Source organism: Streptomyces sp. CNX435 (genome assembly GCF_059570575.1).
Genome location: NZ_JCANTA010000005.1, coordinates 120,233 through 133,990, shown reverse-complemented (window position 1 = coordinate 133,990; position 13,758 = coordinate 120,233). Strand labels below are relative to the sequence as shown.

Annotated in this window: 11 protein-coding genes and 1 pseudogene; 5 read left to right on the top strand and 7 right to left on the bottom strand. The window is 72.3% G+C overall.

Going from position 1 to position 13,758, the window contains the following annotated elements; translation table 11 throughout:
- Positions 1-97: 97 nt before the first annotated feature.
- Together T328_RS11505 and T328_RS11500 are read right to left on the bottom strand one after the other, a co-directional pair.
- A pseudogene (locus T328_RS11505) lies at positions 98-451 on the bottom strand (acylneuraminate cytidylyltransferase family protein); the annotation flags it as partial.
- 125 nt (positions 452-576) lie between these two features.
- Positions 577-1,926, bottom strand: a complete 1,350-nt coding sequence (locus T328_RS11500) for a DUF6716 putative glycosyltransferase (RefSeq protein ID WP_496495867.1) — start codon at positions 1,924-1,926, stop codon at positions 577-579.
- Positions 1,927-2,113: 187 nt separating this feature from the next.
- Between T328_RS11500 and T328_RS11495 the strand changes: the two genes are divergently transcribed.
- Both T328_RS11495 and T328_RS11490 read left to right on the top strand, forming a co-directional pair.
- Entirely contained in the window at positions 2,114-2,248 is a 135-nt protein-coding gene (locus T328_RS11495) for a hypothetical protein (RefSeq protein ID WP_496495866.1), read from the top strand.
- Positions 2,248-3,717, top strand: a complete 1,470-nt coding sequence (locus T328_RS11490) for a polysialyltransferase family glycosyltransferase (protein WP_496495865.1) — start codon at positions 2,248-2,250, stop codon at positions 3,715-3,717. The genes T328_RS11495 and T328_RS11490 overlap by 1 nt, the downstream gene beginning before the upstream one ends.
- 9 nt (positions 3,718-3,726) lie before the next feature.
- Here the strand turns inward: T328_RS11490 and T328_RS11485 are convergent, their stop codons facing one another.
- A complete protein-coding gene (locus tag T328_RS11485; protein ID WP_496495864.1) occupies positions 3,727-4,722 on the bottom strand; it encodes a helix-turn-helix transcriptional regulator in 996 nt (331 codons plus the stop codon).
- A gap of 62 nt (positions 4,723-4,784) precedes the next feature.
- Here T328_RS11485 and T328_RS11480 point away from each other — a divergent pair, with 62 nt between their 5' ends.
- Positions 4,785-6,281 carry an MFS transporter gene (locus T328_RS11480; protein WP_496495863.1) on the top strand — a complete coding sequence of 499 codons (1,497 nt, stop codon included), beginning with the start codon at positions 4,785-4,787 and terminating at the stop codon, positions 6,279-6,281.
- A gap of 117 nt (positions 6,282-6,398) precedes the next feature.
- Positions 6,399-7,241, top strand: coding sequence for a methionyl-tRNA formyltransferase (locus T328_RS11475; protein WP_496496081.1), 843 nt, complete (start codon positions 6,399-6,401; stop codon positions 7,239-7,241).
- Positions 7,242-7,245: 4 nt separating this feature from the next.
- Here T328_RS11475 and T328_RS11470 read toward each other — a convergent pair whose 3' ends face one another.
- From T328_RS11470 to T328_RS11460, 3 genes are all read right to left on the bottom strand, one after another.
- The gene (locus tag T328_RS11470; RefSeq protein ID WP_496495862.1) at positions 7,246-8,511 is read right to left on the bottom strand and encodes a tetratricopeptide repeat protein; all 1,266 of its coding nucleotides are present in this window, start codon (positions 8,509-8,511) and stop codon (positions 7,246-7,248) included.
- A 189-nt stretch (positions 8,512-8,700) separates the two neighbouring features.
- Complete coding sequence (locus T328_RS11465; RefSeq protein WP_496495861.1) at positions 8,701-9,714, bottom strand: NADP-dependent oxidoreductase; 1,014 nt, start codon at positions 9,712-9,714, stop codon at positions 8,701-8,703.
- Between the two features lie 137 nt (positions 9,715-9,851).
- The gene (locus tag T328_RS11460) at positions 9,852-10,418 is read right to left on the bottom strand and encodes a TetR/AcrR family transcriptional regulator (protein WP_496495860.1); all 567 of its coding nucleotides are present in this window, start codon (positions 10,416-10,418) and stop codon (positions 9,852-9,854) included.
- Between the two features lie 202 nt (positions 10,419-10,620).
- Here T328_RS11460 and T328_RS11455 point away from each other — a divergent pair, with 202 nt between their 5' ends.
- Positions 10,621-11,412 carry an SDR family NAD(P)-dependent oxidoreductase gene (locus T328_RS11455; RefSeq protein WP_496495859.1) on the top strand — a complete coding sequence of 264 codons (792 nt, stop codon included), beginning with the start codon at positions 10,621-10,623 and terminating at the stop codon, positions 11,410-11,412.
- A 77-nt stretch (positions 11,413-11,489) separates the two neighbouring features.
- Here T328_RS11455 and T328_RS11450 read toward each other — a convergent pair whose 3' ends face one another.
- On the bottom strand, positions 11,490-13,739 hold the full coding sequence (locus tag T328_RS11450; protein WP_496495858.1) for an MMPL family transporter: 2,250 nt from the start codon (positions 13,737-13,739) through the stop codon (positions 11,490-11,492).
- Positions 13,740-13,758 lie beyond the last annotated feature (19 nt).

Genomic DNA, 13,758 nt, shown 5'->3' with positions numbered 1-13,758 from the left:
GCCAGAGAAAACCGTGGAACGGCGCCACCGTCAGCGCGCTGTCCGCGCCCTCGTCGAGCACCGCCGCCGTGACGCCGTCGATGTCGGCGCCGGTCAGGAACGGGCTCGTACACTGCACCAGCAGCACCGCGGCCATCGTCTCGCCGCACCGCTCCTCGTGGGTGTCCAGCGCGTGCAGCACCGCCGCCTCGCTGGAGGCGGTGTCGCCGGCGATCTCGGCGGGGCGGCGGACGACCTCGGCGCCGGCCTCGCGGGCGACGGAGGCGATGGTGTCGTCGTCGGTGGAGACCACGACGTCGGTCACCAGCCGCGCCGCGAGGCACTGCCGTACCGCGCGGGCCACCAGCGGCACGCCGCCGACGCGGGCGAGGTTCTTGCCGGGGACGCCCTTGGACCCCCCGCGGGCGGGGATGACCGCGAGCACGCGGGCGGCGGACTCGGGCTGGGACATGGAGGCTCCTTGCTGGTGCGGGGCGGGGTGGGGGGTCGCCGAGTCGTTTGGTTCGCTTCTCCGCCCACGCGGCGAAACCGCGGCTGCGCCGTCGACCTGCGGGACCGCAGCCGCGCGCGCGTCGCTCACAGCGCCCCCATCCGGCGGATGACGGGCGCGATGCGCTGCACCCCGCCCCGGTACGCGGCGCGCGCGGCCTTGCGCAGCAGCGTGCGCGCCCACCGGCGCAGCGGTCCCGGCTCGGCGGCGGTGGCCGCGGCCTGCGGCAGCGGCTCGCCGGTGGGGGCCAGGCCGTGCCGGGCGAGGATCCGCGGCAGGTAGCCGCCGGCGGTCTGCGGGGTGTAGTACGGCGCCAGCGGCGGCAGTTGCGGGTCGGCGACCAGGGTGGTCAGCCGGGCCCGGGCGCGGTCGAAGGCCGCGTCGTACGGCTCGGCGGAGGCCGCGCCGGGGACGCCCTGGCGGGACAGCCACACGGGGTCGGGCTTCGGCAGGTGGCCGGCGTCCAGTTCGTCCCAGGAGGCGAGGCAGCCGGAGCCGAGGAAGTGGTGGTTGCCCAGCGGCTCGCGTACGCCCAGGTCGGTCAGGACGGCGGTCGGGATGCCGCGGTGCAGCGACTCCAGCGCGGCGGTGGAGCTGACGGTGACGAGCAGGTCGGTGCGGTCGAGGACCTCGCCCATGTTCCCGTAGACCAGGCTGCAGTTCGCGGGCAGTCCGCCGGGGAGCTTCCCGGCGAGCTTCTGGTACGGGGCCTCTTCGATGTGCGTCGTGTGCTCGCCCGGCCGGCTGCGCAGCTTGACGAGCACCTCCCGCTCGGGGTGCAGCTCGGCGTGCCGGGCGGCGCGGCGCAGCAGGTACAGCCGGTCCTCGCGGGTGTCCGGCACGGAGGGCTGGACGGCGAAGACGACGGTGTACGGGCGGTCGTCGCCGGGCGCGGCGGCGTCGTACGGCTCGTACGGCTTGCCGTCGAGGAATGGCAGCGCGCACTCCACGACGCTGTTCGGCGAGGCGCCGACGCCCTCGTAGACCGCGCGGAAGCGCTCGGCGTCCTGGCGGCTGTTGGCCAGCACGATGTCGGCGCCGTTGCGCAGGAGGAGGCCGTCGGAGAGCTTTTCGTACACCACGCCGACGTAGCCGGTGACGACCGCGGGCCGGCGCGCGGCGCCCTGCCAGGCGCGGGCGAGGCCGTGCAGCATGGCCTGCACGGTGCCGCCGACGCAGGACAGGAGCACGACGTCGTAGCGGTCGGGGTCGGCGGCGGCGAGGAACTCGACCGCCGTGACCTCCCGCATCGCGTCGGCGGCGACGCCGACCTCCGCGAGCTGGCGGGCGGTCGGGGTGGCCCGGCCGTGCAGCAGATACCCGTCGAGCACCGCCTCCGGGGCCATGCGGCGAGCGGTGAGCGCGCCCCATTTCCAGCGGGTGTCCGAGTCGGCGAGAACAGCCGTGCGCAGCTGTGACGGGGGGTCGTTGAGCACGTCGCCGACGGTAGGGAGGCATTCCGCTCGGTGGCCCAACACCGGTCGTACAGATGGTTAACAACACGCCGCTGAACGGCTAACCCACCCGCCCGAGAAAGGCGTTCACCGTTCCGCCTCCCGGCGTTCACGCCCGCGTCGGGGCGGGGCAAGCCCCGGGGGCGGGCCGGCCCTTAGCATCGCCTGGATGCTTCAACTCTCCGTGATCGTTCCCTTCTACAACGTGCAGGATTTCGCGCCCGAAGCGCTGGCTTCGACGGACCGCTCCGAACTGCTGCGCCGGCTGCACTGCCGGGGCGTACCGGCGGAGGTGGCCGGCTGATGAACGACCCGTCCCCCACGACGGGCCCCGCGGCCCATGTCTCTGCCCCTGTCTCTGCCCCTGTCCCCGCTCCGGCCCCGAACGCCCCGCCGCAGATCCGCTACGCCCCCGGGCGGCACACGCAGATCTTCGTGGCCTCCACCCTCTACGGCACCGCGACGCTGGCCGCCGCCCTCGACGCCGGCCTCTTCCCCGCCGAGGACCGCCGCATCCTGCTCATCACCAACAACGCCGCCACCCCCGAGGCCACCCCGGCCGCCGACGCCATGGCCGGCTTCGCGCAGCTGCGCTCCCGCTTCGACGACGTACGCGACTGGAACGACGCCATCCGCCCGCAGCACCCCGCCGCGTGGGAACCGCGCGCCGAGGACGTCCCGCTGTGGGAGCGGCACCTGCGGCTGCTGTGGGGGCTCGGCGACGACCGCCTCACGCTCGTCGTGGAGTCGATCCAGGTCTGCCCCGCGCGGGCGCTCGTCCAGCTCTTCCCCGACGCGGCGCTGCACGTCTACGCCGACGGCCTGATGAGCTACGGCCCCACCCGCAACAAGCTCCCCTCCCTCGTCGGCAGCCGCGTCGAGCGGCTGCTCCACCCCGACCTGCTGCCGGGCGTGCGGCCGATGCTGCTGACCGAGTTCGGCGTGCCGCCGGAGATCGTGCCGGCGGAGGAGCTGAAGAAGGTACTGGCCGAACTGGCCGCCGCCGCCGGCCCCACCGGCCTGGAAGGTCTCGACGAAGGCTCCTCGCCCGCACTCCTCCTGGGCCAGTACCTCTCGGCGCTGAACATCCTCACGGCGGACGAAGAAGAGCAGCTGCACGTGCGGATGCTGCGCGGCGCGGCCGGACTGGGGCACCGCAGCGTGGTGTTCAAGCCGCACCCGATGGCGCCGGCGCGGGTCTCCCGGCTGCTGGAGGACGAGGCGGGCAGCCTCGGCGTACGGCTCACGGTGCTCGACACTCCGGTGCTGGCGGAGGTGCTCTACGAGCGGCTGCGCCCGGCGCTGGTGGCCGGCGCGTTCTCCACCGCGCTGATGACGGCGTCGACGCTGTACGGGCTGCCGGTGGCGAGCATCGGCACCGAAACGCTGCTGGAGCGGCTGACCCCGTACGAGAACAGCAACCGGGTCCCGGTCACGATCGCCGACGCGCTGCTGCCGTCCCTGGAGAACCCGGCGGCGGTACGCGACTGGCGCGCGCCGACCGCGGAGGAGGCGCAGGCGACGCTGGGCGGGCTGCTGACGGCGGTGGGCTTCACCATGCAGCCGCGGATCTACGCCCGGCTGCGGCCGGACGTCGAGCGGTGGCTGGCGGCGGAGCTGGACGCGGACACCTGGCGGTACTTCAAGCGGCGCCGGCTGACGGTGGAGGGGCTGCCGGGCGGGGTGCCGAAGCGGCTGGCGTTCGTGCCGCGCAGCCCGGCGGTGCGCCGGGTCGCGCGGCGGGCGCGGGCGCTGCGGCGCCGGCTGGGGTGAGGCGGGGGCCTACCCGGCCTCGGCCCCCGTCCCGCCGCCCGCCGTCCCGTCCGCCGCCCGGGCCGCGCGGCCCGCGAGGTCCCGTAGGTACTCCGCCAGCTCCGGCGGCTCGTGCACCTCGAACTCGCAGCCCAGCGACGCCAGTCGCAGCGCCAGCCAGTCCAGCGCGTCCGCCTCCGTGACGAACTCGCACCTCCCCCCGTCCACCCGTTCCAGCCCCGCCGCCGCGTCACCGAGGCGGCGCGCCAGCTCCTTGTACGGCGCGTACAGCGTCGCCCGGGCGCGGTAGCGCGGGCCGTCCCCGCCCATCCGCGCGGCGACGAACGCCGCCGCGTCCGCCGCCGGCAGCTCGCGGCGCGGCGGGCGGACGCCGGTGGCGAAGGGGCGGGTGATGCGGTCGACGCGGAATATCCGCCAGTCGTCGCGGTCGTTGTCGTACGCGACGAAATACCAGCGCCGGCCCGCCGAGACCAGCCCGGCCGGCTCCACGAGCCGCTTCGTCTCGGTGCCGTCCGCCGCCCGGTAGCCGAAGCGCAGCCGCTCCCCGCCCGCCGCGCCGGCGGCCAGCACCGTCAGCACCTCGGCGTCGATCTGCGGGCCCTGCCAGCGGGTCAGCGGGGTCGTGGCGGTGCCGAGCGACGTGACGCGGCGGCGCAGCCGCGACGGCAGCACCTGCTCCAGCTTCGCCAGCGCCCGTACGGACGCCTCCGCCAGCCCCGCGACCGTATGGCCGGCGGAGCTGCGCAGGCCGACGGCGATCGCGACCGCCTCGTCGTCCTCCAGCAGCAGCGGGGGCATGGCCTTCCCGGCGACGAGGCGGTAGCCGCCGAAGGTGCCGCGGGTGGACTCGACCGGGTAGCCGAGGTCGCGGAGCCGCTCGACGTCGCGGCGGACGGTGCGGGCGGTGACGCCGAGGCGGTCGGCCAGCTCGCCGCCGGGCCATTCGCGGGGCGTCTGGAGGAGGGAGAGCAGTTGCAGAAGCCGCTTCGGAGTGTCTGTCGTCATGTTTTCCAGACTGCCTTCTCTTTAGGACATGACCTGTCCTATACGACTTCTAACTTACCTGCATGACCTTCCAGAACGCCTCTGTGGCAGGACCTGACCGCCGCCGCTGGATCGCGCTCGCCGTGGTGCTGATGGCCTCGTTCATGGACCTCGTCGACGCGACGATCGTCAACATCGCCATCCCGAGCATCCAGCAGGACACCGGCGCCTCGTTCGGCGCGATCCAGTGGATCACCGCCGGCTACGCACTCGCCTTCGCCATCGGCCTCATCACCGGCGGCAGACTCGGCGACATCTACGGCCGCAAGCGGGTCTTCCTGCTCGGCATCAGCGGCTTCACCGCCGCCTCGCTGCTGTGCGGCATCGCCGCCGACCCGGCGATGCTCGTCGGCTCGCGGGTGCTGCAGGGCGCGATGGCGGCGCTGATGGTGCCTCAGGTACTGAGCATCATCCACGTCACGTTCCCCGCGGAGGAACGCGGCAAGGTCTTCGGGATGTTCGGCGCCGTCGCCGGCCTGGGCGCCGTGTCCGGCCCGATGATCGGCGCGCTGCTCACCGAGTGGGACCTCTTCGGCCTCGCCTGGCGGCCCATCTTCCTCATCAACCTCCCCGTCGGCATCGCCGGCCTCGTCCTCGGCCGCCGCTACATCACCGAGTCGACGGCCCCCGACGCGCTCCGCCTCGACCTGCGCGGCGTGCTGCTGGCCACCGCGGGGCTGCTGATGCTGCTGTACCCGATCACCATGGGCCACGAGAACGACTGGCCGGTGTGGGGCTTCGTCTCGATGGCCGCGAGCCTGCCGGTGTTCGCCGCCTTCGTCGCGTACCAGAAGCGCAAGCAGCGCGCGGACGGCGCGCCGCTGGTCGAGCTGTCGCTGTTCCGGGTCAAGAGCTTCGCCGCGGGCATCGGGGTGCAGCTCGCCTTCAGCACCGGGCTGGGGATCTTCTTCCTGGTGTGGACGCTGTACATGCAGCTCGGGCTCGGCTGGAGCGCACTCCACGCGGGCCTGACGGGACTGCCGTTCTCGCTCGCCTGCTCGGTGGCCGCGGGGATGTCGGTGCAGAAGCTGACGCCGCGGTTCGGGCGGAAGGTGCTCCACGCGGGCGCGGTGACGATGGCCGCCGGCGCGCTGCTGTACCTGGCGGCGTCCGGCCGGTACGGCACTGAGATCGCGACCTGGCAGATGGCGCTGCCGCTGGCACTGCTGGGCGGCGGCATGGGCCTGATCTTCGCGCCGCTGACGGACACGGTGCTGAGCGGCGTCCCGCGGCAGCACGCGGGCTCGGCGTCGGGGCTGATCAACACGACGAACCAGCTGGGCATGGCGCTGGGTCTGGGGCTGGTGTCGGTGGTGTTCTTCGGCGCGATGGACGAGCCGACGGCGGCACGGGAGGCGGGACCGGCGTTCGCGGGGGCGTTCGAGAACGCGATGTGGTGGGTGATCGCGATCCTGGCCGTGGTGTACGCCCTGGTGTTCGCGCTCCCGAAGCGGACCGCCGGCGCCGCGGAGGCCAAGGCGGGTGCGGAGGCGGGGGAGAAGGAGCTGGTAGCCGTCTGAGACCGGTCAGCGGTACGGAACGGGGTGCAGCCCAACGCGGGCGGCACCCCGTTCCGTTGGGGTGGGCGCGACCCCAAGCCCCGGCCAGGCAGCCGTCGCTATGCCGCCCCGGTGACGATGACAATGCGTATCGGGTTGATCTCATTCGGTGTTCAGGAATTCGCCACCCTGCACGAGATCTGCGTGGAAGCCGGCCACACCCCCGTCGTCTACGCCTACTCCCGCTCCATGCGCCCGAGATCGTCGACCGACCCGGCCGCAGCCGCCACCGCCGGCCGGATCACGGCCGCGCTGCCGGCGGGGATGGATCTGCTCTTACCGGGCAGCTCCGAAGGGCTGGGGACGGCTCTCGGCGGATACGCTCTCGACCTCGTCGTCTGCTTCGGCTTCTCCTGGCGACTGCCCCCGGCCGTCCTCTCGATCCCGCGCTACGGCGTCGTCAACGTCCACTGTTCGATGCTGCCCGAGTACCGCGGACCCGCACCGGTGCTGTGGGCGATCCGGAACGGCGACCCGAACCTCGGCGTCACGGCCCACCGCATGAACGAGGAGTTCGACGCCGGTCCCATCCTCGCCCAGGAGTGCTCGGTCCCCATTCCGGACGACGCGACACCCGAGGCGCTGTGGCCCGGGCTGGCGGCGTCGCTCCGGCGTGTTCTGACCGCGGCCCTGGACCGGGCGGCGGACCCGTCCGCCGGTGAACCGCAGCCCGTCCGCGGAGCGACCTACGCGGGGCTCATGGAGGAGGCGTTCTCCGTGGTCGACACCACGAAGACCGCCCGCGAGGTGCACAACCAGGTACGGACGCACAGGTACATCGGCCCGGGCCGGGGCCCGGTCGCGGTCGTCGCGGGGCAGCGCGTGAAGGTTCTGCGGACCAGCCTCACCCCCGCCGACGGTCCTCGCCTGGACTGTGCGGACGGACCCGTGTGGGTCGCCGAATCCGCACCGGCGGAGTAGCCCCTTACCGGGGGCGGCACGCCTCGCCCGCGATGTCCAGGGCAGCGGCTTCGCGGGCCGTGTCGCCGAGGCGTTGCTGCACGGCTGCCGACTCGCGGGCCAGCCGCAGGGCGTCCGCCGGGCGGCCGCGCGCGAGTTCGACGCGTGCCGACTCGGCCAGCCAGTGCCCTTGCCAGAGCTGGTTGTCCTCCGCCGCGGCCAGGGACAGCGCCTCGGCGATCGCCCGCTCGGCCGCCTCGGGCTCCCCCGATTCCCGCCGGGCCCGGCTCAGCAGCCACAGCGCGTTCCCCACGCCGAAGTGGTCGTCGAGTTCGCGGAAGTCGGCCAGGACCTGTTCGATGGTGGCGCAGGCTTCGCCGGCGCGGCCGTCCTCGCACAGGGTCTCGGCGAGGTTGGTACGCGTCAGGGCCGTCCAGCGTCGTTCGCCGAGGGCGCGGAACATCTCCGCGGCTTCGGTGAAGCGGAGTTCGGCCTCATCCAGGCGACGGCGACGGAGCCCGAGGAGACCGAGGGCATTGGTGGAGACCGCGATGCCGTGCGTGTCACCGATCCGCCGCCGTACGGCCAACGCGCCTCGGTGGCATTCCTCGGCCTCGTCCAGCCGCAGCCCCTGGAAGGCGGCCTTGCCCAGGTTTTCCAGCGCTTCCGCCTCCCCCGCTTCCTCGCCCGACGCACGGGCCGCGTCGACGGCGACCCGCGCGGTGGCCCGCCACTCGTCGAAGGCGTTCTGGTGCATGGAGATCGCCCGCAGCACCACGGCCAGGCGCCAGGCGATCCCGAAGGAACCGGCGTCGGCGGCGGCGCGGGTGGCGGTCACCAGGTTGGTGGACTCCGTCCGGTACCAGCGGAACGCGGATTCGTAGTCGTCGAAGGCCAGCGTGGGAGGCGGGGCCGGAACGTGGTCGTCGAGGGGCCAGCGGTCATAGGGCGAAATGGCGCGCTGCGCCGCGTCCGCGGTGTGGAGGTACCAGGCGACACAGCGCCGGAGGACCGCCGCCCGGTCGCTCTCGTTCTCCTCCCGCCGCACCAGTTCGGCCGCATAGGCGCGCACCAGGTCGTGGAGTTCGTAGCGTCCGCCCGGGCGCGGCTGCAGCAGGTGGGCACGGGTGAGCGCCTCCAGCTGAGGCAGTACGCGCGCGGGTTCCCGGTCCGCCAGGCTGGCCGCGGCGGCCAGCCCGAATTCGTTGCCCGGATGCAGGCCGAGCAGCCGGAACATCCGGGCCGCGGATTCGGGCAGGGCCCGGTATGACCACTCGAATACGCTGCGCATGGCGTCGGTTCCTTCCTCATTCCCGTCCCCGGTGTCGGCGATGAACACGGACCACCGAGCCAGGAACGCTCACGGTGAAGATATCACCAAGTGAGCCCATTTGACTACTCTCAGTAATCTTCCGAGAGAGGCTGACCGGCGTCTGAGGGCGGTTGGCGCTGCGGAACGGGGGGTGTGGCCGGCGCGGTTTCAGCCGTTGTCGGGCGCCATCGAGACCACGACCTTGCCGGCCTCGGTGCGGCCCTGCTCGACGTGCGCCATCGCCTCAAGCGTCTGGTCGAACGGGAAGGTGCTGTCGATGACCGGGCGGAGCTTCCCGCTGTCGTAGAGGGCGCCTAGTTGGCGCAACTGGGAGCCGTTGGCCTGCATGAAGAAGAACTGGTACCGCACACCCAGCGCCTTCGCCCGCTTGCGGATCTTGCGACTGAGCGCGTTCATGACCAGGCCCAGGTAGGCGGGGGCGCCGAGCTGCTTGGCGAAGCCGGCGTCCGGCGGGCCGACGACGCTGATGGCCAGGCCGCCGGGCTTCAGCACGGTCAGCGACTTCTCCAGGTTCGCTCCGCCCAGGGAGTCCAGCACGAAGTCGTAGCCGGACAGCACCTCCGAGAAGTCCTCCTTCGTGAAGTCGACGACGACGTCGGCGCCGAGGCTCCTGACCAGCTCCTCGGTCCTGGTGTCCGTGGTCGTCGCCACGGTGGCGCCGAGGTGCTTGGCGAGCTGGATGACCGTCGAGCCGAGGCCGCCGGCACCGGCGTGGATGAGCACCTTCTGCCCCGGCTTCACCTGGGCACGGTCAACGAGAACCTGCCAGGCGGCCAGGGCGACCAGCGGCACCGCGGCCGCCTCCTGGAGGGTGAGGGAGGCCGGCTTGGGCGCGACGTCGTCCATGTCGATCGCGATGAACTCCGCGAAGGCTCCGATCCGCAGGTCGCGCGGACGGGCGTGGACCTCGTCGCCGACGTCGAAGCCGCGTACGGCGGAGCCGACCCGCGTCACGACACCGGCCACGTCGTGGCCGAGCACGAACGGAAGCCGGTACTTCAGGACCTGCTTGAACTCCCCGTTTCGGACCAGTTTGTCCAGCGGGTTGATACTCGCGGCGCTCACTCTGACCAGGACATCGCGGTCCCCGACCGTGGGCTCGGGTACCTCCGCGGCGTGCGCGCCGTCCTTGCCGTACTTCTGAACGACGAATGCCTTCATGCCGGCCGCCTCTCCATGTGGGTGTTCCGGTCGTCGATGTGGTCGTTCGCGCAGGTCACGTACTGGCAGCGACGCTACGCGCGCCACCGCGGATGGTCGTATGAGGCCCGCCGGGTGAGCCGAACGCAGGTCCAGGATCAGGGCCCGTCTGGCGCAGTCAGGGCCTTGTGGGTCGACTCCAGGATCTTCTCCGACATTTCCGTGCCCGCCGTGGCCCGGGCAAGCAGGATGGCGCCGACCAGGGTGGCCACCACGGGAAGACCGTCGTCGACGTCGGCAGACATCCACGCGGCGAACTTCTCGACTCCGGCCGCGTACGTTTCGCGCACCTCCCCCGCCGTGGTCTCGCGGGCCATGTCCCCCGCGAATCCCGCGTTGGGGCAACCGGTGCCGGGCTGGTCACGGTGCTCGGCCGACAGGTAGAAGTCGACGAGGGCGGCGCGCGCGGTGTCGTGATCGCCATGGGCGGTTTCGAACTCCGCCAGGAGCAGGTCAAGGTCCCCGAACGCGGCTTGAGCCGCCTCGGTTATCAGGGCCTCCTTGGAGGGGAACTGCTTGTAGAAGCCGCCTGTGGTCAGCCCGATGGACTTCATCAGATCGGCGACGCTGATCCCGTTCACGCCGCGCTCCCGGAAGAGCTGGGAGGCCGCGGCGACCGCGCGCCTGCGGTTCTCCATCGCTTGCGCTTGCGAAACGCGACTCATCAGTCACCTCTCCACGTTAGATAACCAAGCACATCTATCGTACGGGAAGCGCCGGGCGGTCGGCCGCGGCGCCCGTACACCCGTCGCGAGGGTGACCGACGACACCGGGCGACCGTTGACGGCTTTAGATATCTATCGTAATCTAAATAGCCGAGACGCTTCGACCCCCGTTCATCCGCCAGACAGAAATGAGATCCACCCCATGACCACGCAGAACAAGAGCGCCGTCGTCACCGGCGCGTCCGCCGGCCTGGGTACCGCATACGCGCGGCGGCTCGCCGACCGGGGCTACGACCTGATCCTGGTGGCCCGGAACACCGAGCGGCTGGAGACGCTGGCGTCGGACATCCGCGGCCGCACCGGCCGCGCGGTGGATGTCGTCACCGCCGACCTCACCGATGCGGCGCAGATCTCCGTGGTCGAGGAGCGGCTACGGACCGACGAGAGCATCGCGGTATTGATCAACAACGCCGGCGCGGCGCTGTTCACGCCGCTGACAACCTCCGACGCGACGGCCTCCGCGGCGCTGATCAATCTCAACGTGACCTCGCTGACCAGGCTGACCACCGCGGTCCTGCCGGGCCTGATAGCCCGCGGGCACGGCACGGTGGTGAACATATCCTCCGCCCTGGCTCTCAACTTCCTGCCCGGCGGCTCCGTCTACAGCGGCACCAAGGGCTACGTGCTGACGTACACCCAGGCACTGCGGCAGGAACTCGCCGAGAGCCCCGTCACGGTGCAGGCCGTGCTGCCGGGCGCTGTCCGCACGGAGATATGGGACCGCGCCGGCGTCGACCTCTCGGCATTTCCCGACGAGGCGATCATGAGCGTGGACGACGCCGTCGACGCGGCGCTCGCCGGACTCGACGCCGGGGAGCCCGTCACCATCCCGTCACTGCCGGAGATCAACGACTGGGAGTCGTTCGAGAAGGCACGGCAGACGCTCGTCCCGAACCTGTCGCTGCGGGTCCCGGCCGATCGCTACCGCGGCTGACCGCCGCTCCACCCCCGCCACCCGCTACGGAGGTGGCGAGGCCGCGGGGGTCGCGGGCGTGACGGGCGTTGCCGGGGTCACGCCTGACCCCCGCCGGTCTTCGCCAACTCCTGCGGGCGCGGCTCGTCTTCCACCCCGCCGGCGTCGTCCCGCGGCTCCACCGCCAGGTGGGGCAGGCGGCGGTCCAGCCAGGCCGGCAGCCACCAGTTGGCGCTGCCGATCATGTGCATCAGCGCCGGGACCAGCATCGTGCGGATGATGAAGGCGTCCAGCGCCACCGCACCCGCCAGGCCGATCCCCGCCATCACGCCCTCCAGGTCGCCGCTCAGCACGAACGCGCTGAAGACGCAGATCATGATGAGCGCCGCCGCGTTGATGACCCGGCTGGACTCCGCCAGGCCCACCCGTACCGCGCGGGCGTTGTCGCGGTGGTGCACCCACTCCTCGTGCATGCGGCTGACCAGGAAGACCTGGTAGTCCATCGACAGGCCGAAGAGCATCGCGATCATGATCACCGGCAGGAACGCGGTGATCGGCACCTCCCGGCCGAGGCCGAACAGGTCGCTGCCCCAGCCCCACTGGAAGATCGCGACCAGCGCGCCGAACGCCGCCGCGGCGGCCATCAGGTTCATCACCGCCGCCGTCAGCGGCACCATCACCGAGCGGAACGCGACCAGCAGCAGCACGAAGCCCAGGGCCACGATGATGCCGACGAACAGCGGCAGCTTGCCGGTGATGACGGACGCGAAGTCCTTGTTGATCGCCGTGACCCCGCCGACGTGGACGTCGAGCGAAGTGTCCGCCTCCGCCGCCGGGATGACGTCGTCCCGTAGCCGGTCGATGAGCTGGTCGGTCGCCTCGTCCTGCGGGGCGCTGTCCGGGATGACCTGTATCACCGTGACCCTGCCGTCCGGGGCCGGGGCGGGGGTGCCGACGCCGGCGACGCCTTCGGTGCGTTCGACCTCGGACACCAGGTGCGTGAGCGCCGGGCGGTCGCCGGCCGCGGGGGTTTCGGCGACGAGCTGGAGCGGGCCGTTGAAGCCTGGGCCGAATCCGTCGGCGAGGAGGTCGTACGCCTTGCGCGTGGTCTTGGACTCCTGGTGGTTGCCCTGGTCGGTGGTGCCGAGGCGGAGGGAGAGCAGCGGCAGCGAGATGACGACCATGACGGCGACCGCGATCCCCGCCAGCAGCCGCGGCCTGCGCTGCACCAGCAGCGACCACCGTGCGGCCCGGCCGACGGCCGCGGCCCGGCCGACGGCCTCCCCCGGCGCCGGCTCGCGCTCCGGGCCCCGCTCCGCCAGCTTCCGGCGCTGGCGGCGGCTGAGGACCCGCAGGCGCAGGATCCCCAGCAGCGCCGGCAGCAGCGTCACCGACGCCGCGACGCCCAGCAGCACCGTCAGCGACGCCGCGATCGCCACCCCGTTGAGGAAGCTGATGCCCAGCGCGACCATGCCGAGCAGCGCCACGCACACCGTCCCGCCGGCGAACAGCACCGCGCGCCCGGCGGTGTCGAGGGCCCGTACCGCGGAGTCCTCCACCGTCATGCCGCGGTGCAGCCCGGTGCGGTGGCGGGTGACGATGAACAGCGCGTAGTCGATGGAGACGCCGAGGCCGATGAGGCTGCCGAGCAGGGTGGTGGCGTCGGCGAAGTCCATGGTGTGGCTGAGCAGGGTGACGGTCATCAGGCCCGTACCGATGCCGAAGACGGCGCAGACGATGGGCAGCAGCATCGCGAACAGCGAGCCGAAGGCGATGGACAGGATGATCGCCGCGGCGACGATGCCCGTGACCTCCGCAAGCCCGCCGGGCGCGCCCTCGGCCGCCTGGATCGCCTCGCCGCCCAGCTCGACCTGGAGCCCGTCGACGTCTTCGGCCGCGGCCTGCGCGGTGTCGATGACCGCCTCGATGTTCTCCTTCTCCAGGTTCATGGCCTGCTCGGTGAACGTCACCTGCGCGTACGCGATCCGGCCGTCCCCGCTGATCTGCCGCCCGCCCTCCGGCGCGTACGGGCCGGCGACCTGCCCGACCTGCGGTACGTCGGCGATGCCGGCCAGCGCCTCGGTCATCCGCTCGCGGATCTGCGGGCCCCGTACCGAACTGCCTTCCGGCGCCCGCCAGACGACGTTGTCGGTGTCCCCCGAGGTCTCGGGGAAGGACTCGCGCAGCAGGTCGACGGCCTCGGCGGACTCGGTGCCCGGCAGCTCGAAGTCGTTGGCCCAGCGGCTGCCGGCCGTCTGGGCGGCCACGGCGGTGCCGACGAGGGCGACGACCCACAGCAGCAGGACGACGAAGCGGTGGCGGAAGCAGAATCTGGCCAGTGCGGCCACGGCGGGCTCCTCGGCTCGG

Coding starts and splice junctions, on each gene's coding strand:
- T328_RS11490 (WP_496495865.1), top strand. CDS start 2,248: ATGAACGACCCGTCCCCCACGACGGGCCCCGCGGCCCATGTCTCTGCC.
- T328_RS11480 (WP_496495863.1), top strand. CDS start 4,785: ATGACCTTCCAGAACGCCTCTGTGGCAGGACCTGACCGCCGCCGCTGG.
- T328_RS11470 (WP_496495862.1), bottom strand. CDS start 8,511: ATGCGCAGCGTATTCGAGTGGTCATACCGGGCCCTGCCCGAATCCGCG.
- T328_RS11475 (WP_496496081.1), top strand. CDS start 6,399: ATGACAATGCGTATCGGGTTGATCTCATTCGGTGTTCAGGAATTCGCC.
- T328_RS11485 (WP_496495864.1), bottom strand. CDS start 4,722: ATGACGACAGACACTCCGAAGCGGCTTCTGCAACTGCTCTCCCTCCTC.
- T328_RS11495 (WP_496495866.1), top strand. CDS start 2,114: ATGCTTCAACTCTCCGTGATCGTTCCCTTCTACAACGTGCAGGATTTC.
- T328_RS11465 (WP_496495861.1), bottom strand. CDS start 9,714: ATGAAGGCATTCGTCGTTCAGAAGTACGGCAAGGACGGCGCGCACGCC.
- T328_RS11460 (WP_496495860.1), bottom strand. CDS start 10,418: ATGAGTCGCGTTTCGCAAGCGCAAGCGATGGAGAACCGCAGGCGCGCG.
- T328_RS11455 (WP_496495859.1), top strand. CDS start 10,621: ATGACCACGCAGAACAAGAGCGCCGTCGTCACCGGCGCGTCCGCCGGC.